The sequence below is a fragment of the Streptomyces sp. P9-A4 genome, assembly GCF_036634195.1.
Taxonomy (GTDB): Bacteria; Actinomycetota; Actinomycetes; order Streptomycetales; family Streptomycetaceae; genus Streptomyces.
Genome location: NZ_JAZIFY010000001.1, coordinates 827,926 through 847,811 on the forward strand (window position 1 = coordinate 827,926; position 19,886 = coordinate 847,811).

Sequence of the window (19,886 nt, forward strand, 5' to 3'; positions counted from 1 at the left end):
GAGGTCGGGATGTGGTCATCCACACACCCCGATCGGAGTCGTTTGTTCGGATCCTCCTTGGCCGAGGGGCGGGCGGTAGGCCAGGATCAGCGGTTATGGACCTGCTGAACACGCTGGTGGAGAAGGGGCTGCGGCGCGAGCTGCCGACCCGTGAAGAAGCGCTCGCCGTCCTGGCGACCTCCGACGACGAACTGCTCGATGTGGTGGCGGCGGCCGGCAAGGTGCGCCGCCAGTGGTTCGGGCGGCGGGTGAAGCTCAACTACCTGGTGAACCTGAAGTCGGGGCTGTGCCCCGAGGACTGCTCGTACTGCTCGCAGCGGCTCGGCTCGAAGGCCGAGATCCTCAAGTACACCTGGCTCAAGCCGGACGAGGCGTCCCAGGCGGCGGCGGCCGGTGTCGCGGGCGGCGCCAAGCGGGTCTGCCTGGTGGCGAGCGGCCGTGGTCCGACGGACCGGGACGTCGAGCGGGTCGGCAGGACCATCGAGGCCATCAAGGAGCAGAACGAGGGCATCGAGGTCTGCGCCTGCCTCGGGCTGCTCTCGGACGGCCAGGCGGAGCGGCTGCGGGACGCCGGCGCCGACGCGTACAACCACAACCTGAACACCTCCGAGGCGACGTACGAGGGGATCACCAAGACCCACACGTACGCGGACCGGGTGGACACCGTGCAGAAGGCGCACGCCGCCGGTCTGTCGGCCTGCTCGGGTCTGATCGCGGGCATGGGCGAGTCCGACGAGGACCTCGTCGACGTCGTGTACGCGCTGCGCGCGCTCGACTCGGACTCGGTGCCGGTCAACTTCCTCATCCCCTTCGAGGGGACGCCGCTCGCCAAGGAGTGGAACCTCACCCCGCAGCGCTGTCTGCGGATCCTCGCGATGGTGCGGTTCGTCTGCCCCGACGTCGAGGTCCGGATCGCCGGTGGCCGTGAGGTGCATCTGCGCTCGATGCAGCCGCTGGCCCTGAACATCGCCAACTCGATCTTCCTCGGCGACTACCTGACCAGCGAGGGCCAGGCCGGCCAGGCCGACCTGGACATGATCGCGGACGCGGGCTTCGAGGTGGAGGGCGCGGGTACCACCACGCTGCCCCAGCACCGCGCGGACGCGCTCGCGGCGGCGGGCGCGACGGGCGGCTGCGGCTCGAAGGCCTCGGCGGGCTGCGGCTCGGAGGCCTCCGCGGACGGCGCGGGCTGCGGCTCGCACGCGGAGGCGGGCGGCGGCTGCGGCCCCTGCGGCGGCCACGCGGCGCCGGAGGCGGCCGAGGCGTCCGAGGCTCCGCCGGTGTCTGCGGCTCCGGCGGCTCCCGCGGCCAACGAGCCCCGGCCGGACCTGGTCGCCGTGCGCCGCCGCGGCGCCGGTACGGACCTCGCCCCGAACGCGTAACGCCGTGCGCAACGAAGAACTCCTCACCCTGGACCGGGCGCACGTCTGGCATCCGTACGGCCCCATGCCCGGCCGCACGGACCCGCTGGTCGTCGCGTCCGCGTCCGGCGTACGCCTCCGGCTCGCCGAACCCGCCGAGGGACAGGCCGAGTTGATCGACGGCATGTCCTCCTGGTGGTCGGCGGTCCACGGCTACAACCACCCGGTGCTCAACGACGCGGTGCGCGGCCAGCTGGACCGGATGAGCCATGTCATGTTCGGCGGGCTCACCCACGAACCCGCCGTCCGGCTCGCCGCCCGGCTCGTCGAGATCACCCCCGAGCCGCTGCGGCACGTCTTCCTCAGCGACTCGGGCTCCGTCTCGGTCGAGGTCGCCGTCAAGATGTGCCTCCAGTACTGGCGTTCGCTCGGGCGCCCCGAGAAGCGGCGGCTGCTCACCTGGCGCGGCGGCTACCACGGCGACACCTGGCAGCCGATGTCCGTGTGCGACCCGGAGGGCGGGATGCACGAGCTGTGGTCGGGGGTGCTCCAGCGGCAGGTGTTCGTGGACGCCCCGCCGGCCGCGTACGAGGAGTCGTACGCCGAGCTACTGCGGACCGAGATCGGGAAGCACGCGCACGAACTGGCCGCGGTGATCGTGGAGCCGGTGGTGCAGGGCGCGGGCGGGATGCGTTTCCACGATCCGGAGTACCTGCGGGTGCTGCGCGAGGCCTGCGACGAGCACGACGTGCTGCTCGTCCTCGACGAGATCGCCACCGGGTTCGGCCGTACGGGCAAGCTGTTCGCCGCCGACCAGGTGGGGATCTCCCCCGATGTGATGTGTCTGGGCAAGGCGCTGACCGGCGGTTATCTCTCGATGGCGGCGACGCTCTGCACGAGCCGGGTCGCCGACGGGATCTCGCGGGGCGAGGTGCCGGTGCTCGCGCACGGCCCGACGTTCATGGGGAACCCGCTGGCGTCCGCCGTGGCCTGCGCCTCGATCGACCTGCTGCTCTCCCAGGACTGGGAGGCCGAGGTCAAGCGGATCGAGACCGGGCTGCGGGAGGGTCTGGCCCCGGCCGCCGGACTCCCCGGGGTCCGGGAGGTACGGGTGCTCGGCGCGATCGGCGTCGTCCAGCTGGACCACGAGGTCGACATGGCCGCGGCGACGCGCGCGGCGGTCCGGGAGGGCGTGTGGCTGCGCCCGTTCCGCGACCTGATCTACACGATGCCGCCGTATGTGACGGGCGACGAGGACCTGGCCCTGATCTGCGCCGCGGTGCGCGCGGCTGCCTCGGCGGGCTGAACGGAAGGACTGGGACAGCAGTGGGAATCGTCGTCGTCAGCGGTACGGGCACGGAGATCGGCAAGACGGTGGTGACGGCGGCGGTGGCCGCCGTGGCCACCGCCGCAGGCCGGTCGGTCGCCGTCCTCAAGCCCGCGCAGACCGGGGTCGGGCCGGACGAGGCCGGTGACGCGGCCGAGGTCGTCCGGCTCTCGGGCGCCGTGGGCCACGCCGAGCTGGGCCGCTTCCCGGAGCCGCTGGCCCCCGGTACGGCGGCCCGGCGGGCCGGGCTCGCTCCGGTGGGCCCCCGGGAGGTCGCCGAGGCGGCCCGGAAGCTGGCCGCCGAACACGACCTGGTGCTCGTGGAGGGGGCGGGCGGGCTGCTCGTCCGCTTCGACGAGGAGGGCGGCACGCTCGCGGACGCGGCGGCGCTGCTCGGCGCACCGGTCCTGGTGGTCGTCCCGGCCGGGCTGGGGACGCTCAACTCGACGGCCCTGACTGCTGAGGCGCTGAGGGCGCGCGGGATCGAGCAGCTGGGCGTGGTCGTCGGCAGCTGGCCGGACGCGCCGGACCTGGCCGCGCGCTGCAATCTGGCGGACCTGCCCGAGGCGGCGGGCGCTCCGCTGCTCGGGGCCGTACCGGAGGGGTCGGGCGCGCTCGACCCGACCGGGTTCCGGGCGGCGGCGGGCGGCTGGCTGGCGCCCGCGCTCGGGGGCGACTGGGACGCGGAGGCGTTCCGGGAGCGGTTCGCCGCCGAGTGACCCGGGCTGCCTGGGGCCTGTCGTCGAAATGAGCCCCGGCCGGAGGGTGACTCCGTAGGCTGGGGCCATGCGCGCTCACGTTCAGGAGATCGTCTTCGACTGTGCGGGTCCCCCGGCGCTCGTCCGCTTCTGGGCCGGGCTCCTCGGCGGTTCCCCGGTGGACCGTGGTGACGACTGGTCGTACGTGGACCCGCCGGGGTTCGTACGTCTCGCCTTCCAGCGGGTGCCGGAGGGCAAGGCGGTGAAGAACCGCGTCCATCTCGACCTGGAGGTGGAGGACCCGGACGTGGCGGCCGAGGAGGCGCTGCGGTCGGGCGCCGTCCGGGTCGGGGACCCGGTGACCGACGAGCAGGGCACCTTCCAGGTCATGCGGGACCCGGAGGGAAACGAGTTCTGCTTCGTGACGGGCTGAGGAGGCTCCAATGACACCGCCGCACTCCGCGCCGCCGCCCCCGCCGTCCGCCGCGCCCCATGTGCACCATCCGCTGTTCGCCCGTTTCTACGCCCGGTTCAGCGTGTCCGCCGACACGAAGGGCGGTCTCGGCGAGCTCCGGGCGGAGCTGCTCGCGGGGCTCTCGGGCCGGGTGCTGGAGATCGGCGCCGGGAACGGGCTCAACTTCGCGCACTACCCCGAAGGCGTCACCGAGGTGGTGGCCGTCGAGCCGGAGGCCCGGCTGCGCCGGCTCGCCCAGGAGGCCGCGCGCACGGCCCCGGTCCCGGTGACCGTACTGCCGGACACGGCGGAGGCCCTGCCCCTGGAGGACGCCTCCTTCGACGCGGCGGTGGCCTCCCTCGTCCTGTGCACGGTACGGGACCTCCCGAGGTCCCTCGCGGAGCTGCACCGGGTGCTGCGCCCCGGCGGGGAACTGCGCTTCTTCGAGCACGGGATGGCCGACACGCCCGGCCTCGCGCGCGTACAGCGGGGTCTGGACCGGACGGTCTGGCCGCTGCTCTTCGGCGGCTGCCACACCGCCCGCGCGCCGCTGGTGGCGATCGAGGCGGCCGGGTTCACGCTGGGCCCGTACCGCTCCTTCGACATCCCGGAGAAGGGGCCCCGGCTGCCGTCCTCCCCGTGCGTGCTGGGCGTCGCGCGCCGGTAGTGGGGTGTTCCTGTCCCTCGGCGGGGGTGTGTCTCTCCCCTCGAAACTCCGTGGCGCGGGCCGTTCCCCGCCTGATGGGATCCGGCCATGATCGATCTACGGATACGTGCTGCCACCCCCGACGACGCCGAGGCCGTCCTCACCTTCTGGCGGGAGTCCGCGAAGGGGACGTCGATCTCGGACGACGTGCACGGGGTGACCCGGCTGATCGAGCGCGACCCCGAGGCGCTCCTGCTCGCGGTGGACGACGGCCTGATCGTGGGCTCCGTCATCGCGGGCTGGGACGGCTGGCGCGCCTCCCTCTACCGGCTGGCCGTGCTGCCCTCGCACCGTCGGCGCGGCATCTCGACCGCGCTCCTGAAGACGGCGGAGGAACGGTTCCTCGCCCTCGGCGGACGACGGGCCGATGCCATGGTCCTGGAGGCCAACGAGACCGGGCACCGCGTGTGGACGGCCGCCGGCTACGGCCGCGAGGACCGCTGGCGCCGCTGGGTGAAGCCGCTCACCGGCTGAGCCGCGACACCTGCGGCCCGTGGGTGATCACCACCGCGAGGCCGCCGGCCCGGGAGCGTAACCACCGCAGGGGGTGATCACGCTCCCCTTTTGCCGATCCTTTACCATGGTCTCTCCACACGCCCCGACGACCGAAAGGTGTGAGCGTCCGCCCATGGGCGAGCCTCCCAGTAGTACGGATCCCCGTACCGGATCCGGAAGCACCGGCTCCGACAGCCGACACCGCGCGTTCCGCCTCCCCCTGACTGATCATGGGACGGAGGTGAACCGATGACCGAAGTGCTTCTGCTCCTCCTGGCGCTCCTGCTCTCCGTGGCGTGCGGCGCCTTCGTCGCGGCCGAGTTCTCGCTGACCACGGTCGAGCGCGGCGAGCTCGAAGCCGCCGCCGAGCGCGGCGAGCGCGGCGCGGCCGGGGCCCTCAAGGCCGTCAGGTCGCTCACCTTCCAGCTCTCCGGCGCCCAGTTGGGCATCACCGTCACCAACCTGGTGGTCGGCATGCTCTCCGAGCCGTCGATCTCCAAGCTGATCCGCGGCCCGCTCGAAGACCTCGGGTTCTCCGAATCCGTGGCCTCCTCGGTGGCGCTGGTCCTGGGCACCGCCCTGTCGACCGTCGTCCTGATGGTCGTCGGCGAGCTGGTCCCGAAGAACTGGGCGATCTCCTCGCCCCTCGCGGTCGCGAAGGTCGTCGCCACCCCGCAGCGGGTGTTCACCGCCGCTTTCAAGCCGCTGATCAGCCATCTCAACAACACCGCCAACCGGATCCTGCGCCGCCTCGGCATGGAGCCGACCGAGGAGCTGGCCTCCGCCCGCTCCCCGCAGGAGCTGGTGGCGCTCGCCCGGCACTCCGCCAAGGAGGGCGCCCTCGAGGCGGACACGGCCGAGCTGTTCGTCCGTACCCTCAACCTGGCCGCGCTGACCGCCGAGAACGTGATGACGCCCCGCGTCCAGGTCACCGCCCTCGAGGTGCAGGCCACCGCCGAGGACGTCGCCAACGCGACCCGGGCGACCGGCCTGTCCCGCTTCCCCGTCTACCGCGGCAGCCTCGACTCGGTCGTGGGCATCGCGCACATCAAGGACGTGCTCGCCATACCGGCCGCGGAGCGCCCGCACCGCCGGATCGGGGAGCTGCTGCGCGAGCCGCTGCTCGTCCCCGAGACCCTCACCGTGGACCGCCTCCTGGACCGGCTGTCCGGGAAGCAGACGATGGCCGTGGTCATCGACGAGTACGGCGGCACGGCCGGGGTCGCGACCCTGGAGGACATCGTCGAGGAGGTCGTGGGCGAGGTCCGCGACGAGCACGACCCGCACGAGACGCCGGATCTGGCGCGGGCGGGCGAGGACGCGGACGGCCGTGAGCTGTGGTCCGCCGACGGCGCCGCCCGTACCGACCAGCTGGGCGCGATCGGGCTGCGCGTCCCGGACGGCCCGTACGAGACGCTCGCCGGTGTCCTCGCCCATGAGCTGGGCCGCATCCCGTCCGTCGGCGACAGCGTGGAGCTCGCCGGCTGGCGGCTCGACGTCGTCGACTCCTCGGGCCGGCGCGCGGCGCGCGTGCTGCTGCACGCCCCCGCGCACGACACCGAGAACGAGAACGAGACCGGGGAGGCCGGCCGATGATCGTCGTCCAGCTGTTGATCGGCTTCCTCACCCTGGTCGTCAACGCCTTCTTCGTCGGCGCCGAGTTCGCCCTGATCTCGGTCCGCCGCAGCCAGATCGAACCGCTGGCCGAGGCCGGGAACCGGCGGGCACGCAGCGTCATCTGGGGCCTGGAGCACGTGTCCGCGCTGCTCGCGGCGGCCCAGCTCGGCATCACGCTCTGCACCCTGGTGCTCGGCATCGTCGCCGAGCCGGCCATCGCGCACCTGCTCGAACCGGTCTTCGACGCGATCGGCGTGCCGGAGGGCCTGGTCCACCCGATCTCGTTCGTGATCGCGCTGAGCGTGGCCACGTACCTGCACATGCTGCTCGGCGAGATGGTCCCGAAGAACATCGCGCTGGCCGAGCCCTCGCGCACCGCGCTGCTCCTCGGCCCGCCGCTGGTGACGCTCGCGCGGGCGCTGCGGCCGGTGATCTTCGCGATCAACGCCTGCGCGAACGCGCTGCTCAGGCTGTTGCGGGTGGAGGTCAAGGACGAGGTCGCGGCGACCTTCTCGGACGACGAGCTGGCCCGGATGGTCACGGACGCCGGTGACGCCGGACTCCTCGACGACCGGGCCGCCGAGCGGCTGCACGACGCCCTGGAACTGGGCCGGCGCCCGGTCCAGGACGTCGTGATGCCGGCGGAGAAGGTGGTGTACGCGGAGGTCGGCACGACTCCCGAGGAGCTGGAGGTGCTGTCGGCGCGGACGGGCTTCTCGCGTTTCCCCGTCGTCGACGCCGACCACCGCATCCTGGGCTATCTGCACGTCAAGGACGCCCTGGACGTCTCGCCGCGCGATCTGCCGTTCCCGGTGTCCGCGCTGCGGCCGATCGCCCGGGTCCGGGCGGTCACCCCGCTCGACGACGTCCTGACGGCGATGCGCCGCAGCCGGACCCATCTGGCGGCCGTCCTCGACGAGGACGGCAAGCCGGCCGGGCTCGTCACGATGGAGGACGTGCTGCGGGAACTGGTGGGCCGCCCGGCGGCCCCGTAACCACACCGCGTCACACACACGAGGGGCCCCGGAATGTCTTCCGGGGCCCCTCGGCCGTGCGTTCAGAGCGCGGTGGCGGCCAGCCAGGCGTCGAGCAGCTCCAGGTCCCCCGAGCGGTCGAAGCGGGGGTCGTCGGCGGCGTATCTGCGGTGCAGGAGGAGCAGCAGGTCCCCCGTACCGCCTTCGACGTGTACGGCGGGCACGCCCGGGTCGGTCCGCCGGCCGCGCGTCCAGGTGAAGCCGCCCCCGCCGAGGGTGAGCGTCCAGACCGTGTCCGCGTCGCGGGCCGCGAGGCGGATGACCGCGCCGTCGTGGTCGAGCTGGGCGAGGGGCTCGGCGGTCCACGGGATGTACGGCAGGTCGGCGAGGAGGAGGTCGACGGCGTCGGCGGCCGTACGGGGGTCGAGGGGGCCCGGCTCCCCGCCGAGCGCGATCTCGGCGTCGGCGAGGTGCACGAGCGACTCGCGGAGCAGCCGCCGGGGGTAGGAGCGCACGCGCGGGTCGGCGCCGGGGGACCAGACCGGCCCGTCCGGGTCGGCGGCGCGCAGGGTCGCGGCGAAGGACCCGGCCCCGGCGATCAGCCAGTCGGGGTACGCGGTGGGCTCCGCCGGCAGGTCGAGCGGCACGTCCTCGGGCCGTACGCGCACGGTGGCGCGGGTCCACACCAGGTGCTCGGCCCAGCGGTGCCCGGCTCCGAGGTGCCGGGTGAGGTCCGCGAGCGTCCAGCCGGGGCAGGTGGGCACGGGGGTGGCGGGGTCGGCGCCCCGGACGACGGCGGCGAAGCGCAGGGCGTGGGCGGCCACGGCGTCGCAGGCGGCGGTGTGGGGGTCGAGGGGGGCGAGGTCGGACGTGCCCGGGGCGGCGGCACGGGGGTCGGTCCCGGGAGCGACGCGGGTGGCGTCGTCCGGGTCGACCGGCTCCAGGAGGCCGAAGCTCTCGGAGAGTCCGAGCAGCTCGTCCCGGCCCGGGCCCTCCGGCCGTCGCAGCGCCACCGTGCGGAACAGTGCGTCGAGGGCGCGCCGCTCGGCCGCCGGGAGTCCGGCGAGCGTGTGGCCGGTGCCTTTCAGCCACTTCACCGCGGTGTCGGGGTCGAGGACCTCGTCGTCGCAGGTCGCCACCGCCGTCACCAGCTCGGCCAGTGCCTCGGTCAGCGCCTCGGCCAGTGCGCCGGTCAGCGCGTCGCTCATCGGGTCTCCCCTCCCGGGTCCTCCACGGCGCCCCGCGCATACCGCGCGGTATGATCGCTCCGCCATGGAGATCAATGCCACGTACAACAGTCTCGTCGCCGTCGGCGACAGCTTCACCGAGGGTATGTCGGACCTGAAGCCCGACGGTTCCTACCGCGGCTGGGCGGACGTCCTCGCGGGCCGTCTCGCCACCCGCGCGCCCGGCTTCCGGTACGCGAACCTCGCGGTGCGGGGCAAGCTCATCGGGCAGATCGTCGAGGAGCAAGTCGACCTGGCCGCAGGCATGAAGGCCGATGTGGTGACCCTGGTCGGCGGCCTGAACGACACCCTCCGCCCCAAGGTCGACATGGTGCGGGTGCGGGACCTCCTCACCGAGGCAGTGGAACGCCTCACACCGGCCTGCGGGCAGCTGGTCCTGATGCGCAGCCCCGGCCGGAACGGGCCCGTCATGGAGCGTTTCCGCCCCCGGATGGAGGAGCTCTTCACCCATGTCGACGAGCTGGCCGCCCGGCACGGGGCCCTGGTCGTGGACCTCTACGGGGCCCCTTCGCTCGGGGACCCGCGGATGTGGGACGTGGACCGGCTCCATCTGACCGCCGACGGGCACCGGCGGGTCGCCGAGGCGGTGTGGCAGGCGCTCGGCCTCGCTCCCGAGGAGGACTGGCGGACGCCGCTGCCCCCGTCGGCGCAGCCGGGCTGGGCGAGCCGGCGGGTCGCCGACGCCCGGTTCGCCCGGGAGCACCTGGGGCCGTGGATCGGCCGGCGGCTGACGGGCCGATCGTCCGGGGACGGCCGGGCGCCGAAGCGCCCCGAGCTGCTGCCGTACGAGCCTCCGGCCGTCCCGTAGGTGCCGCCCGGGGCCGTGCGTGACCTGCGTCTCGTAGCAAGCTCCACATCGGACCGTGGCGCTGGCCTGCAGAAACCGCCAGTAGAATCTCTCCACGTGACTGCTGCCACTGCGAAGCCCCGCATCCCCAACGTTCTGGCCGGCCGCTACGCCTCCGCGGAGCTCGCCGTCCTCTGGTCCCCCGAGCAGAAGGTGAAGCTGGAGCGTCAGCTCTGGCTCGCCGTGCTGCGTGCGCAGAAGGACCTCGGGATCGAGGTTCCGGAGGCCGCGCTCGCCGACTACGAGCGCGTGCTCGACCAGGTCGACCTCGGTTCCATCGCCGAGCGCGAGAAGGTCACCCGGCACGACGTGAAGGCCCGGATCGAGGAGTTCAACGCCCTCGCCGGCCACGAGCACGTCCACAAGGGCATGACCTCGCGCGACCTCACCGAGAACGTCGAGCAGCTGCAGATCCGGCTCTCCCTGGAGCTGATGCGGGACCGTACGGTCGCCGTCCTCGGCCGCCTCGGCAAGCTCTCCGCCGAGTACGCGGAGCTGGTCATGGCGGGCCGCTCGCACAACGTCGCCGCCCAGGCGACCACCCTCGGCAAGCGTTTCGCGACGGCGGCGGACGAGCTGCTCGTGGCGTACGCACGCCTGGAGGAGCTGCTCGGCCGTTACCCGCTGCGCGGCATCAAGGGCCCGGTCGGCACCGCCCAGGACATGCTGGACCTGCTCGGCGGCGACGCCGGCAAGCTCGCCGACCTGGAGCAGCGGATCGCCGGTCACCTCGGCTTCGCACACGCCTTCACCTCGGTCGGCCAGGTCTACCCGCGCTCGCTCGACTACGACGTGGTCACCTCGCTGGTGCAGCTGGCCGCCGCCCCGTCGTCGATCGCCAAGACGATCCGCCTGATGGCGGGCCACGAGCTGGTCACCGAGGGCTTCAAGCCCGGCCAGGTCGGTTCCTCGGCGATGCCGCACAAGATGAACACCCGCTCCTGCGAGCGCGTCAACGGCCTGATGGTCATCCTGCGCGGCTACGCGTCGATGACCGGCGAGCTGGCCGGCGACCAGTGGAACGAGGGCGACGTGTCCTGCTCCGTGGTCCGCCGGGTCGCGCTGCCCGACGCGTTCTTCGCGCTGGACGGCCTCCTGGAGACCTTCCTGACCGTGCTCGACGAGTTCGGCGCCTTCCCGGCCGTCGTCGCCCGCGAGCTCGACCGCTACCTGCCCTTCCTGGCGACCACCAAGGTCCTCATGGGCGCGGTGCGCGCGGGCGTCGGCCGCGAGGTCGCCCACGAGGCGATCAAGGAGAACGCTGTCGCCTCCGCCCTCGCGATGCGCGAGCAGGGTGCCGAGCGCAACGAACTGCTCGACAAGCTGGCCGCCGACGAGCGCATCCCGCTGGACCGGGCGCAGCTCGACGAGCTGATGGCGGACAAGCTGTCCTTCACCGGTGCCGCCGCCGACCAGGTCGCGTCCGTGGTCGCGCGCGTCGAGGACATCCTCAAGCAGCACCCGGAGGCCGCCGCGTACGCCCCCGGCGCGATCCTCTGACCGGGACCCCCCGGTTCACCAAGGAGCAGCTGGAGGCCGCCCGCGACCGCGTCGTTCCCGACGTGGCCGCGGGCGGCCTTTCCGTGTTGTTCTGCGGGATCAACCCGGGTCTGATGACGGCGGCGACGGGCCGGCACTTCGCCCGCCCCGGCAACCGCTTCTGGCCGGTGCTCCACCTGTCCGGGTTCACCCCGAGGCGGCTGCGGCCCGACGAGCAGGAGGAACTCCTGTCGTACGGCCTCGGGATCACGAACGTGGTGGCGCGGGCGACCGCGCGGGCCGACGAGCTGACCCGCGAGGAGTACCGCGAGGGCGGGCGGATCCTGACCGGGAAGGTGGAGCGGCTGGCGCCGCGCTGGCTCGCGGTCGTCGGGGTCACGGCGTACCGCACGGCCTTCGACGAGCCGAAGGCCGTCATCGGGCCGCAGCGGAGGACGATCGGAACCACCCGGGTCTGGGCGCTGCCCAATCCGAGCGGTCTCAACGCGCACTGGACGGCGGCGACGATGGCCGAGGAGTACGCCCGCCTCCGGGAGGCCGCGCAGAGCGCCTGACCGGGCCGCCTGACCGGGTTGTCCGACCGGGCCGTCGGGCTCGGACGGCCGGCCAGGCCCCCGCCGGGATGTCTCAGGGCAGGTCGACGGTGGTCACCACGGCGAGGAGCTGGAACGGCAGTTCCTTGTCCCACTGGGAGACGCCGAGGCCGATCCAGGCCCCGTCGACCCGCCACAGGACCAGGTCCGGGGTGTGGCAGCTGAGCGTGGACCAGGGTTCGGGTATCCGCTCCCCCTCCATACCCCGCTCCAGGACCGGGCCGAGGAGGAGTTCCCGGGGCTCTCCCCAACGCGCGGCGAGGAGGACGGCGAGGCCGTCGCGTTCCGCTTGGTACTGGTCCTCGGCGATCTCCCGGCCCGTGCCGTCGTCCTCCCAGAAGTCCTCGCTGGTCGCGAGTTCCGCCAGGTGGAACCCCGGACCGCCGTCGAATCCGCGCGCCCGGAGCGAGTCGATCGCCGTGAGATGGTCTGCCGTGGTCATGGACCCAGTAAAGCGTCCACCACTGACAGTTGGCGCCGCGTCAGGTGCGGCGGGCGGTCCCGGGTCCGGTGCGGGCCGGGGGCGGCACTCGCCGCGACCGGGCCCATTGAGTACCATCCGCCGGAGAGGTGCACGAGCTGGGAGGACACACTGTGGGGCGGCTGACCGGCGGGGATCCGTCTCTGCTGCGGCGGATCAACTCCGCGGTGGTACTCCATGCGCTGCGGGGCGCCGACGCGCCCACGCTCACGGACCTGACCCGGATCACCGGTCTGTCGCGGCCCACGGTCGAGGGTGTCGTCGAGGGGCTCATGGAGGGCGGTCTCGTCGTCGAGGCCGCGCCCGAGGAGGGCGAGGTCCGGCGCCAGGGGCGCCCGGCACGGAGGTTCCGCTTCCGCGCGGAGGCCGGTCATCTGCTGGGCATCGAGATCGGCCCGCACCGCGTGGCCGCGCTGCTGTCCGGTCTGGACGGGCGGATCATCGGCGCCGGTTCGCGCGAGGTGTCGGAGTCGGCGCCCGAGGAAGAGCGTCTGGACCGGGTGCGTACGGTCGTGGCCGACGTGCTGCGCAGGGCCGGGGTCGCCCGGTCCAATCTGCGGGCCGTCGGCGTCGGCACCCCCGGCATCGTGGAGGCCGACGGCACGGTCCGGCTCGGCACGGCGCTGCCGGGCTGGACGGGTCTCGCGCTGGGCGAGCGGCTGCGGCGCTCGTTCCGGTGCCCGGTGATCGTGGAGAACGACGCCAACGCGGCGGCCGTCGCCGAGCACTGGAAGGGTGCCGCGACCGACTCCGACGACATCGTGTTCGTGCTCGCCGGGCTGAGCCCGGGGGCCGGTTCGCTGATCGGCGGCCGGCTGCACCGCGGTTTCGGCGGCGCCGCCGGTGAGATCGGCGCGCTGCACCTGCTCGGCCGGGGCGTCACCCCCGAGCATCTGCTCTCGACCACCGACGAGCCGCTGCACCCGCTGGACGAGCAGGCGGTCGCGGAGGTCTTCGCGCTGGCCAAGAAGGGCGACGCGCGGGCCGAGGCGGCGGTGGAGCGGTTCATCCAGCGTCTGGTGCACGACGTGGCGGCGCTGGTCCTGGCGATCGACCCCGAGCTGGTGGTCGTCGGCGGCTGGGCGGCCGGTCTCGACGGCGTGCTCCAGCCGCTCCGGGAGGAGCTGGCACGGTTCTGCCTGCGGCCGCCGCGGGTGGTGCTGTCCCTGCTCGGCGAGGCCGCGGTGGGCACGGGTGCGCTGCGGCTCGCCCTCGACCACGTCGAGGAGCAGCTCTTCGCCGTCGACGGCACGGTGACGGCCCGCCGCTAGGGCCTGTCGTCAAACTCCCGCCTGCCCCGCGACGCCTGGCACGCGCTCTCGCCGCACCGGGCGAAAGCCCGAGTACGTCCAGTACGAGGGCTTCCGCCCGGCACGCCGAGAGCACGCACCAGACGCCGCGGGGCCGCCCTTCGGGCGACGACGGGAGTGTGACGACAGGCCCTAGGGAACCCCTCGCGACGGCACGGTGACGGCCCGTCGCTGGGGGTTCCCCGGCGACGGGCCGTCGGCCCGTGTTCGTGGGGTGTTACGAGGCCATGACCAGGTCGACCGAGTCGCCGAAGGTCAGGCGGCAGGTGTCGGCGCGGTAGGTCGCCACGGAGACGGCGGCGGTACGCCCTCCGGAGAGGTAGCGGGTCGTCACCACGAGAACGGGCGCGCCGGGCAGGCGGTCGAGTTCCTTGGCGTCGTCGGCGCGGGCGGAGCCCAGTTCCACGGAACGGTCCTGGCCGTCGAGCGCGAGGTGCTGGAGTTCGCGCAGCACGGCGCGGGCGCGGGCAGGTCCGGCGGGCGCGTCGATGGCGCTGAGGCCGGGCACGGAGCCGGCGGGCACGTACAGCAGCTCGGCGGCGACGGGCTGGCCCTGGCTGACGCGGAGGCGGCGGACGATGTGCACCCGCTCCTCGGCGCCGCTCTCCAGGACCCGCGCGACGGCGGCCGGGGCCGCGTCGGCGGCGGAGTCCAGGGGCTCCCAGACCTCGTCGCCGACACCGGGCCAGGCGTGCTGGGTGGTGGAGACGTCGACGCCGACGCGCGGCGGGGCGACCGTGGTGCCGACGCCGCGGCGGCGCTGCAGCCGGCCTTCCAGCTCCAGCTGCTCCAGGGCCTGCCTGAGCGTGGCGCGGGCGACGCCGAAGCGGGCCGCCAGCTCGCGCTCGTTGGGCAGGATCTCCCCTACGGCGAAGTCCGAGTCGAGCGCTTCGCCGATCACTGTCTTGAGGTGCTGGTACTTCGGCTCCGGTACCGATGCCAGCTGCGTGGTCCCCACCCTGATCCTCCGCAATTCGCCGTGTCCCGCGGCGTTTTTCCGCGCCCTTGTTTATTAAAGGTTCCTGCACTAACTCTGCGACCATAAGGCGAGCCACCCCCTTGGTCAAGACCAATCCTCCGCCGAACGCCCCCGAATGTGACCCTCTGACCTAGATCGTTCACAGGACGTTCGCGCCCCCGTGCGCCCCGCGCAGCAAAAGGCCCCGCCTCCCGGGTTGGGAGACGGGGCGAGTTCCGGCCGATCGGCGTGATCTGATCGTTCGGAGGGGGTGAGGTGCGCGGTGCCTCAGAGTCCGGCGGCGCCTTCGGGATCCTCGGGACCGGCCAGGCCCTGGAGCTTGTCGGGGTTGCGGATCAGGTAGACGCACTGGATGCGGCCGTCGCGCACCTCGATCTGGACGAGGGTGTCGACCCGTCCGCCGTCGAGGGCGAGCAGGGCCGGGGCGCCGTTGATCTCGACGAAGCGCAGCTCGAAGCGCTCGTCCGCCTTGAACGAGGTGGCGGCGAGGAAGCGGCCCACCTTGTCGGCGCTCTCCACGATCCGCAGCGGCGTCTTGGCCTTGCCGCCCGCGTCGCCGACCAGGCGCACGTCCGGGGCGAGCAGGGCGAGGAGTCCGCCGAGGTCCCCGCCCGCCGCGGCGGCGAGGAAGCGTTCGGTGAGGTCACGGCGCTCGGCCGGGTCGACGTCGTAGCGGGGCCTGCCCTCGTCGACATGGCGCCGGGCGCGCCCGGCGAGCTGGCGCACGGCCGCCTCGGAGCGGTCGAGGGCGGTGGCGATCTCCGCGAACGGGAAGCCGAAGGCCTCGCGCAGCACGAACACGGCCCGCTCCAGCGGGGAGAGCGATTCGAGGACGACGAGGACGGCCAGCGAGACGGAGTCGGCGAGCAGGGCCCGCTCGGCGGTGTCGGGGACGGAGGGGCCGAAGTCGGTGACGACCGGCTCGGGCAGCCACGGGCCGACGTAGGACTCGCGGCGCACCTGCGCCTGCCGGAGGCGGTCGATGGCGAGCCGTGTGGTGATCCGTACGAGGAAGGCGCGGGGCTCGCGGACCTCGGCCCGGTCCTCGGCGGTCCAGCGCAGCCACGCCTCCTGGACGACGTCCTCCGCGTCGGCGGCGCGGCCGAGCATCCGGTAGGCGACGCCGAGGAGCATCGGGCGGTGCTCCTCGAAGAGTTCGGTCAGGGTGTCGGTCGGGATCTCGGTGTGCACCGGCCCATCCCAGCCCACCGGGGGCGTTGTGTCCAGGCCGGTCCCTCCAGTTGCGGGCGGGGGCTTGAACTCCAGGCTACTCATCGGTAATTCTCGTTGACCGGACGTCTGATGAGCTTCAGGACAGGGAGCCCGCATGCCCGAACGGATCACGTTCCCGATCGAGACCCCGGCGGGCCCCCGCACGGCGTCCCTCATGTACGAACGCCGGGGCGCGGGCGAGCCGCTGCTGCTCCTGCACGGCATCGGGCACCACTGGCAGGCCTGGGAACCCGTCCTGGACATCCTGGCGGCCGACCGGGACGTGATCGCCGTGGACCTGCCCGGCTTCGGCGCCTCGGACGAGCTTCCGCCGGGCTGTCCGTACGACCTGTCCACGGTCGGGGGCGTGCTCGCCGCCTTCTGCGGGGCCGTCGGCGTCGAGCGCCCGCACGTGGCGGGGAACTCGCTCGGCGGACTGCTCGCCCTTCAGCTCGGCCGGGAGAAGCGGGTGCGCTCGGTCACCGCCCTCTCCCCCGCCGGGTTCTGGTCGGAGGGCGAGCGGCGGTACGCCTTCGCGACGCTGCGCGCGATGCGGGGCGCGGCCCGGTCGTTGCCCGTACCGGCGATCGAGCGGCTCTCCCGTACGTCCGCCGGGCGCACGGTGCTCACCAGCACCATCTACGCGCGCCCGGGGCGCCGTTCACCCGAGGCCGCCCGTGCCGAGACGCTCGCGCTGCGCGGAGCCACCGGGTTCCGGCAGACCCTGGCCGCCGGCGGGAACGTGCGGTTCCGTGAGGACGTCGCCTCGGTGCCGGTCACCGTGGCCTGGGGCAGCCGCGACCGGCTGCTCCTTCCCCGGCAGGGCGTCCGCGCCAAGCACACCATCCCCGGCGCCCGGCTCGTCAGGCTGCCCGGCTGCGGCCATGTGCCGATGAACGACGACCCGGCTCTCGTCGCGCGGGTGATCCTCGACGGGAGCGCCCGCTGAGGGGCGGCGTCGTGTGAAGAGGCCGGTGCCGACGGCGGCGCCGGCCCCCACGAGCAGGCTGCCGGCCGCCTGCGGGAGGCCGAAGGACCCGCCCCCGACCAGTACGGCGCTCAGGGCGGCGGCGATCGGGATGGCCCCGGTGAAGAGGGTGGCCCGCTCCATGCCGACGCGCTGGACGCCCATGTAGAAGAGGACGAAGCCGACCACCGTGGCCAGGGCCGCCTGCCAGACCAGGGCGCCGGTCTCCACCGCCGTCGGCAGCCGGACGAAGCCGGCCCCGTCGACGACCAGCCCCACGAGCGCCGCCTCGACGGCGCCGACCCCGCAGACGGCGGCCGTGAGCAGCTTGGGCCCGAGCAGCCGGAGCACCGGGACGGCGAGGACCGTGAACCCGACCTCGCCCGCGAGCGCCGCCACCGACCATCCGATGCCCACCGGGTCCGTGCGCCCCCAGCCCTGTACGGCGAAGGCACCCGCGGCGACGAGGAGTGCGCCGTACAGCACGGCGGGGACGGGCCTGCGTCCCTCGGCCAGCGGGACCAGAACCGCGACGACGACCGGGGCGCAGCCGACCAGGACGCCGGGGACCGCAGGTTCGGCTGTCCGCTCGGCGGCGAGGACCGCCAGGTTGAAGCCGACCATGCCGACCGCCGCGAGTGCCGCGAGACGCACCCCGTGCCGGGCGGTCAGGGTCCGCAGCGGGGCGAGCCCGCCACGTCCGAGCAGGGGGATCAGGAGCAGGCAGGCGGCTCCGTAGCGCAGCGCCTGGCCGCCGGCGTACGGGTACGCGCCGAGCAGGCTGTTCGCGGTGAAGGAGGCGCCGACGAGGGCGTAGGCGAGGGTCACGAGGAGGACCCCGCGCAGGGCGTTGGCGTTCATGACTCCGACGCTAGGAAGCGCGGCGGCCCCGGTGAAGGTCCACTTCCGTCACGCCATCGGGGACCACTTCGGGCCGGGCCCGCCGGAGGTTCCGGGGTGGGTGGCGGGCGGGCGGGTGCGGGTGCGGAAGGTGCGGCGGTACGTGTCGGGGGGCACGCCCACGGTGCGGTTGAAGTGGCGTCGTAGTGTCGCGGCGGTGCCCATGCCGGTGGCGGCGGCGACGGACTCCACGCTGTCGTCGGTGGACTCCAGCAGCTCCTGCGCGTGCCGGATGCGCTGGATCAGGAGCCACTGCAGCGGCGTGGTGCCGGTGACCGCCCGGAAGTGGCGGCCCAGGTGGCGCGAGCTCATCCGCGCCTGGCGGGCCAGGTCCTCCACGGTCAGCGGGCGGTCCAGCCGTTCGATCGCCCAGGGGAGGAGAGCGGCGAGCGGATGATCGTCCTGGACGGGCACCGGTGCGGTGACGAACTGGGCCTGGCCGCCCGCGCGGTGCGGCGGTACGACCAGGCTGCGCGCGATCGTGTTGGCGACCGCGGAACCGTGGTCGAGGCGGACCAGGTGCAGGCACAGGTCCATCGCGGCGGCCTTGCCGGCGGAGGTGAGGACGCTGCCGTCGTCGACGTAGAGCACGTCCGGGTCGACCTCCACCCGGGGATGACGGGCCGCCAGCGCCTCGGTGTGTGCCCAGTGCGTCGTCGCCCGCCGGCCGTCCAGGAGCCCGGCGGCGGCCAGTACGAACGCGCCCGTGCAGAGGGACGCCACCCGCGCGCCCGCCTCGTGGGCCGCGCGCACCGCGTCGACCAGTTCGCCGGGCGGATCCTCGTCGGCGTCGGCCAGCGCGGGGACGATGACCGTGCCGGCGCGCGCCAGCCGTTCGAAGCCGCCGTCGGGGTCGAGCCGGAACCGTCCGACGCGCACCGCGTCCGCCCCGCAGAGGGCGACGTCGTACCAGGGGTCGGGTACCCCGGCCGGGGCGGTGCCGAAGACCTCGTACGCCACGGACAGTTCGAAGTGACGCATTCCCTCGGTGACGGCCAGCGCGACGGTGTTCACGTCCGGAATTGTACGCACGAGGTCGTTCCGGACACTCGTACGGGACGGCCACCGGAGCCAGGATGGTCACGACGGATCGTTTCGGGAACAGCGCGAGTACAGGGAGAAGTCATGGAATCGGGACGCACGGTGACGGTGTTCGGCGCCTATGGACACACCGGACGGTTCGTGGTCGCGGAGCTGCTCGACCGGGGGTTCGTCCCGGTCCTCTCCGGCCGGGACGCGGACCGGCTCCGGACCCTGGCGGCGGCCCGTCCGGGGCTCGACGTGCGACCGGCCTCGGTCGACGACCCGGCCTCGCTGGACCGCGCGCTGGCCGGTGCGGCGGCCGTGATCAACTGCGCGGGGCCCTTCGCCGCGACCGGCGCTCCCGTGATCGAGGCCGCGCTGCGCGCCGGGATCCCGTACGTGGACGTGGCGGCCGAGATCGAGGCCAACGCCGACACGTTCGCGACGTTCGGGGAACGGGCCCGCGCGGCGGGGACGGCGGTCGTCCCCGCGATGGCCTTCTACGGCGGCCTCGGCGACCTGCTCGCCACCGCGGCGATGGGCGACTGGACGTCGGCCGACGAGGCGCACGTCGCGTACGGGCTGAGCAGTTGGCACCCCACGGCCGGAACCCTCGCCGCGGGCAGGGTCTCCCGGGAGCGGCGCGACGGCCGCCACGTCCGCTACACCGGCGGGCGGCTCGAGTACCACGACGACGCGCTCTCGGTCCTGGAGTGGCCCTTCCCCGCGCCGATGGGCGCGCGGCCGGTCATCGGGGAGTTCACCATGGCCGACGTCGTGACCGTCCCCAGCCACCTGGCGATCCCCGAGGTGCGCACCTACATGGCCGTCGACGCGGCCCAGGACCTGTCGGCACCGGACGCGCCGGCGCCGGACGCGGTCGACGGACGCGGCCGGTCCGCGCAGACCTTCCTCGTGGACGTCGTGGTGCGTTCCGGGGACGCGGAACGGCGGGCCGTCGCCACCGGGCAGGACATCTACGCCGTCACAGCGCCGCTCGCGGTGGAGGCGGTCGACCGGATCCTCACCGGGCGGACGAGGACGACCGGTGTCGCCTCGGCGGGCGAGATCTTCGACGCGCGGGACTTCCTGCGGGCGCTGTCGGCCCACATCTCGGTGGAGATGAACCCGTAGGGGCGGGTGGGGGCGGGGCTCCACGCGCGCGTGGGAGCTGCCGCGGGGCCCTCCGCGCGTG

General features: G+C 73.7%; 19 protein-coding genes. 14 read left to right on the forward strand and 5 right to left on the reverse strand.

Features of this window, described 5'->3' with window-relative positions:
* The first annotated feature begins 95 nt into the window (after nt 1-95).
* The 8 genes from bioB to V4Y03_RS03585 all read left to right on the forward strand — a co-directional run bounded on the left by bioB (nt 96) and on the right by V4Y03_RS03585 (nt 7,653).
* Nucleotides 96-1,382 (forward strand): biotin synthase BioB, encoded by a 1,287-nt coding sequence (bioB, locus tag V4Y03_RS03550; RefSeq protein ID WP_332433959.1) that lies wholly within the window; start codon nt 96-98, stop codon nt 1,380-1,382.
* Nucleotides 1,383-1,446: 64 nt separating this feature from the next.
* Nucleotides 1,447-2,667: an adenosylmethionine--8-amino-7-oxononanoate transaminase gene (locus tag V4Y03_RS03555; RefSeq protein ID WP_332437099.1), complete on the forward strand. Its 1,221-nt coding sequence runs from the start codon at nt 1,447-1,449 to the stop codon at nt 2,665-2,667.
* Between the two features lie 20 nt (nt 2,668-2,687).
* Complete coding sequence (gene bioD, locus V4Y03_RS03560; RefSeq protein ID WP_332433960.1) at nt 2,688-3,407, forward strand: dethiobiotin synthase; 720 nt, start codon at nt 2,688-2,690, stop codon at nt 3,405-3,407.
* Between the two features lie 67 nt (nt 3,408-3,474).
* On the forward strand, nt 3,475-3,819 hold the full coding sequence (locus V4Y03_RS03565) for a VOC family protein (protein ID WP_332433961.1): 345 nt from the start codon (nt 3,475-3,477) through the stop codon (nt 3,817-3,819).
* A gap of 10 nt (nt 3,820-3,829) precedes the next feature.
* A complete protein-coding gene (locus tag V4Y03_RS03570; RefSeq protein ID WP_332433962.1) occupies nt 3,830-4,507 on the forward strand; it encodes a class I SAM-dependent methyltransferase in 678 nt (225 codons plus the stop codon).
* An 87-nt stretch (nt 4,508-4,594) separates the two neighbouring features.
* Nucleotides 4,595-5,020 carry a GNAT family N-acetyltransferase gene (locus V4Y03_RS03575; RefSeq protein WP_332433963.1) on the forward strand — a complete coding sequence of 142 codons (426 nt, stop codon included), beginning with the start codon at nt 4,595-4,597 and terminating at the stop codon, nt 5,018-5,020.
* 270 nt (nt 5,021-5,290) lie between these two features.
* The gene (locus V4Y03_RS03580; protein WP_317876780.1) at nt 5,291-6,637 is read left to right on the forward strand and encodes a hemolysin family protein; all 1,347 of its coding nucleotides are present in this window, start codon (nt 5,291-5,293) and stop codon (nt 6,635-6,637) included.
* A complete protein-coding gene (locus V4Y03_RS03585) occupies nt 6,634-7,653 on the forward strand; it encodes a hemolysin family protein (protein WP_332433964.1) in 1,020 nt (339 codons plus the stop codon). Before V4Y03_RS03580 ends, V4Y03_RS03585 begins: the two co-directional genes overlap by 4 nt.
* 62 nt (nt 7,654-7,715) lie before the next feature.
* Here V4Y03_RS03585 and V4Y03_RS03590 read toward each other — a convergent pair whose 3' ends face one another.
* The gene (locus tag V4Y03_RS03590) at nt 7,716-8,840 is read right to left on the reverse strand and encodes a maleylpyruvate isomerase N-terminal domain-containing protein (protein ID WP_332433965.1); all 1,125 of its coding nucleotides are present in this window, start codon (nt 8,838-8,840) and stop codon (nt 7,716-7,718) included.
* Nucleotides 8,841-8,904: 64 nt separating this feature from the next.
* On the opposite strand from V4Y03_RS03590, the gene V4Y03_RS03595 reads away from it, so the two are divergent.
* From V4Y03_RS03595 to mug, 3 genes are all read left to right on the forward strand, one after another.
* A complete protein-coding gene (locus tag V4Y03_RS03595) occupies nt 8,905-9,687 on the forward strand; it encodes an SGNH/GDSL hydrolase family protein (RefSeq protein ID WP_332433966.1) in 783 nt (260 codons plus the stop codon).
* A 96-nt stretch (nt 9,688-9,783) separates the two neighbouring features.
* Nucleotides 9,784-11,226 (forward strand): adenylosuccinate lyase, encoded by a 1,443-nt coding sequence (gene purB / locus V4Y03_RS03600; RefSeq protein ID WP_317876784.1) that lies wholly within the window; start codon nt 9,784-9,786, stop codon nt 11,224-11,226.
* Nucleotides 11,227-11,288: 62 nt separating this feature from the next.
* A complete protein-coding gene (gene mug, locus V4Y03_RS03605; protein WP_332433967.1) occupies nt 11,289-11,780 on the forward strand; it encodes a G/U mismatch-specific DNA glycosylase in 492 nt (163 codons plus the stop codon).
* Between the two features lie 73 nt (nt 11,781-11,853).
* On the opposite strand, the gene V4Y03_RS03610 is transcribed toward mug, so the two are convergent.
* Nucleotides 11,854-12,261 carry a hypothetical protein gene (locus V4Y03_RS03610; protein WP_332433968.1) on the reverse strand — a complete coding sequence of 136 codons (408 nt, stop codon included), beginning with the start codon at nt 12,259-12,261 and terminating at the stop codon, nt 11,854-11,856.
* 152 nt (nt 12,262-12,413) lie between these two features.
* Between V4Y03_RS03610 and V4Y03_RS03615 the strand changes: the two genes are divergently transcribed.
* Entirely contained in the window at nt 12,414-13,571 is a 1,158-nt protein-coding gene (locus tag V4Y03_RS03615) for an ROK family transcriptional regulator (RefSeq protein WP_317874417.1), read from the forward strand.
* A 256-nt stretch (nt 13,572-13,827) separates the two neighbouring features.
* On the opposite strand, the gene V4Y03_RS03620 is transcribed toward V4Y03_RS03615, so the two are convergent.
* Both V4Y03_RS03620 and V4Y03_RS03625 read right to left on the reverse strand, forming a co-directional pair.
* The gene (locus V4Y03_RS03620) at nt 13,828-14,568 is read right to left on the reverse strand and encodes a GntR family transcriptional regulator (RefSeq protein WP_317874416.1); all 741 of its coding nucleotides are present in this window, start codon (nt 14,566-14,568) and stop codon (nt 13,828-13,830) included.
* Nucleotides 14,569-14,856: 288 nt separating this feature from the next.
* Nucleotides 14,857-15,768 (reverse strand): RNA polymerase sigma-70 factor, encoded by a 912-nt coding sequence (locus V4Y03_RS03625; protein ID WP_317874429.1) that lies wholly within the window; start codon nt 15,766-15,768, stop codon nt 14,857-14,859.
* A 148-nt stretch (nt 15,769-15,916) separates the two neighbouring features.
* Here V4Y03_RS03625 and V4Y03_RS03630 point away from each other — a divergent pair, with 148 nt between their 5' ends.
* On the forward strand, nt 15,917-16,750 hold the full coding sequence (locus V4Y03_RS03630) for an alpha/beta fold hydrolase (protein WP_332433969.1): 834 nt from the start codon (nt 15,917-15,919) through the stop codon (nt 16,748-16,750).
* 927 nt (nt 16,751-17,677) lie between these two features.
* On the opposite strand, the gene V4Y03_RS03640 is transcribed toward V4Y03_RS03630, so the two are convergent.
* A complete protein-coding gene (locus V4Y03_RS03640) occupies nt 17,678-18,682 on the reverse strand; it encodes a helix-turn-helix domain-containing protein (RefSeq protein ID WP_332433970.1) in 1,005 nt (334 codons plus the stop codon).
* A 111-nt stretch (nt 18,683-18,793) separates the two neighbouring features.
* Here V4Y03_RS03640 and V4Y03_RS03645 point away from each other — a divergent pair, with 111 nt between their 5' ends.
* Nucleotides 18,794-19,825, forward strand: coding sequence for a saccharopine dehydrogenase family protein (locus V4Y03_RS03645; protein WP_317874413.1), 1,032 nt, complete (start codon nt 18,794-18,796; stop codon nt 19,823-19,825).
* The last annotated feature ends 61 nt before the right edge of the window (nt 19,826-19,886 follow it).

What these genes read in the sequence shown, in the direction of transcription:
- bioB (WP_332433959.1), top strand. Translation starts at nt 96, where the DNA reads ATGGACCTGCTGAACACGCTGGTGGAGAAGGGGCTGCGGCGCGAGCTG.
- V4Y03_RS03555 (WP_332437099.1), top strand. Translation starts at nt 1,447, where the DNA reads ATGCCCGGCCGCACGGACCCGCTGGTCGTCGCGTCCGCGTCCGGCGTA.
- V4Y03_RS03565 (WP_332433961.1), top strand. Translation starts at nt 3,475, where the DNA reads ATGCGCGCTCACGTTCAGGAGATCGTCTTCGACTGTGCGGGTCCCCCG.
- V4Y03_RS03570 (WP_332433962.1), top strand. Translation starts at nt 3,830, where the DNA reads ATGACACCGCCGCACTCCGCGCCGCCGCCCCCGCCGTCCGCCGCGCCC.
- V4Y03_RS03575 (WP_332433963.1), top strand. Translation starts at nt 4,595, where the DNA reads ATGATCGATCTACGGATACGTGCTGCCACCCCCGACGACGCCGAGGCC.
- V4Y03_RS03580 (WP_317876780.1), top strand. Translation starts at nt 5,291, where the DNA reads ATGACCGAAGTGCTTCTGCTCCTCCTGGCGCTCCTGCTCTCCGTGGCG.
- V4Y03_RS03585 (WP_332433964.1), top strand. Translation starts at nt 6,634, where the DNA reads ATGATCGTCGTCCAGCTGTTGATCGGCTTCCTCACCCTGGTCGTCAAC.
- V4Y03_RS03590 (WP_332433965.1), bottom strand. Translation starts at nt 8,840, where the DNA reads ATGAGCGACGCGCTGACCGGCGCACTGGCCGAGGCGCTGACCGAGGCA.
- V4Y03_RS03595 (WP_332433966.1), top strand. Translation starts at nt 8,905, where the DNA reads ATGGAGATCAATGCCACGTACAACAGTCTCGTCGCCGTCGGCGACAGC.
- V4Y03_RS03610 (WP_332433968.1), bottom strand. Translation starts at nt 12,261, where the DNA reads ATGACCACGGCAGACCATCTCACGGCGATCGACTCGCTCCGGGCGCGC.
- V4Y03_RS03630 (WP_332433969.1), top strand. Translation starts at nt 15,917, where the DNA reads ATGCCCGAACGGATCACGTTCCCGATCGAGACCCCGGCGGGCCCCCGC.
- V4Y03_RS03645 (WP_317874413.1), top strand. Translation starts at nt 18,794, where the DNA reads ATGGAATCGGGACGCACGGTGACGGTGTTCGGCGCCTATGGACACACC.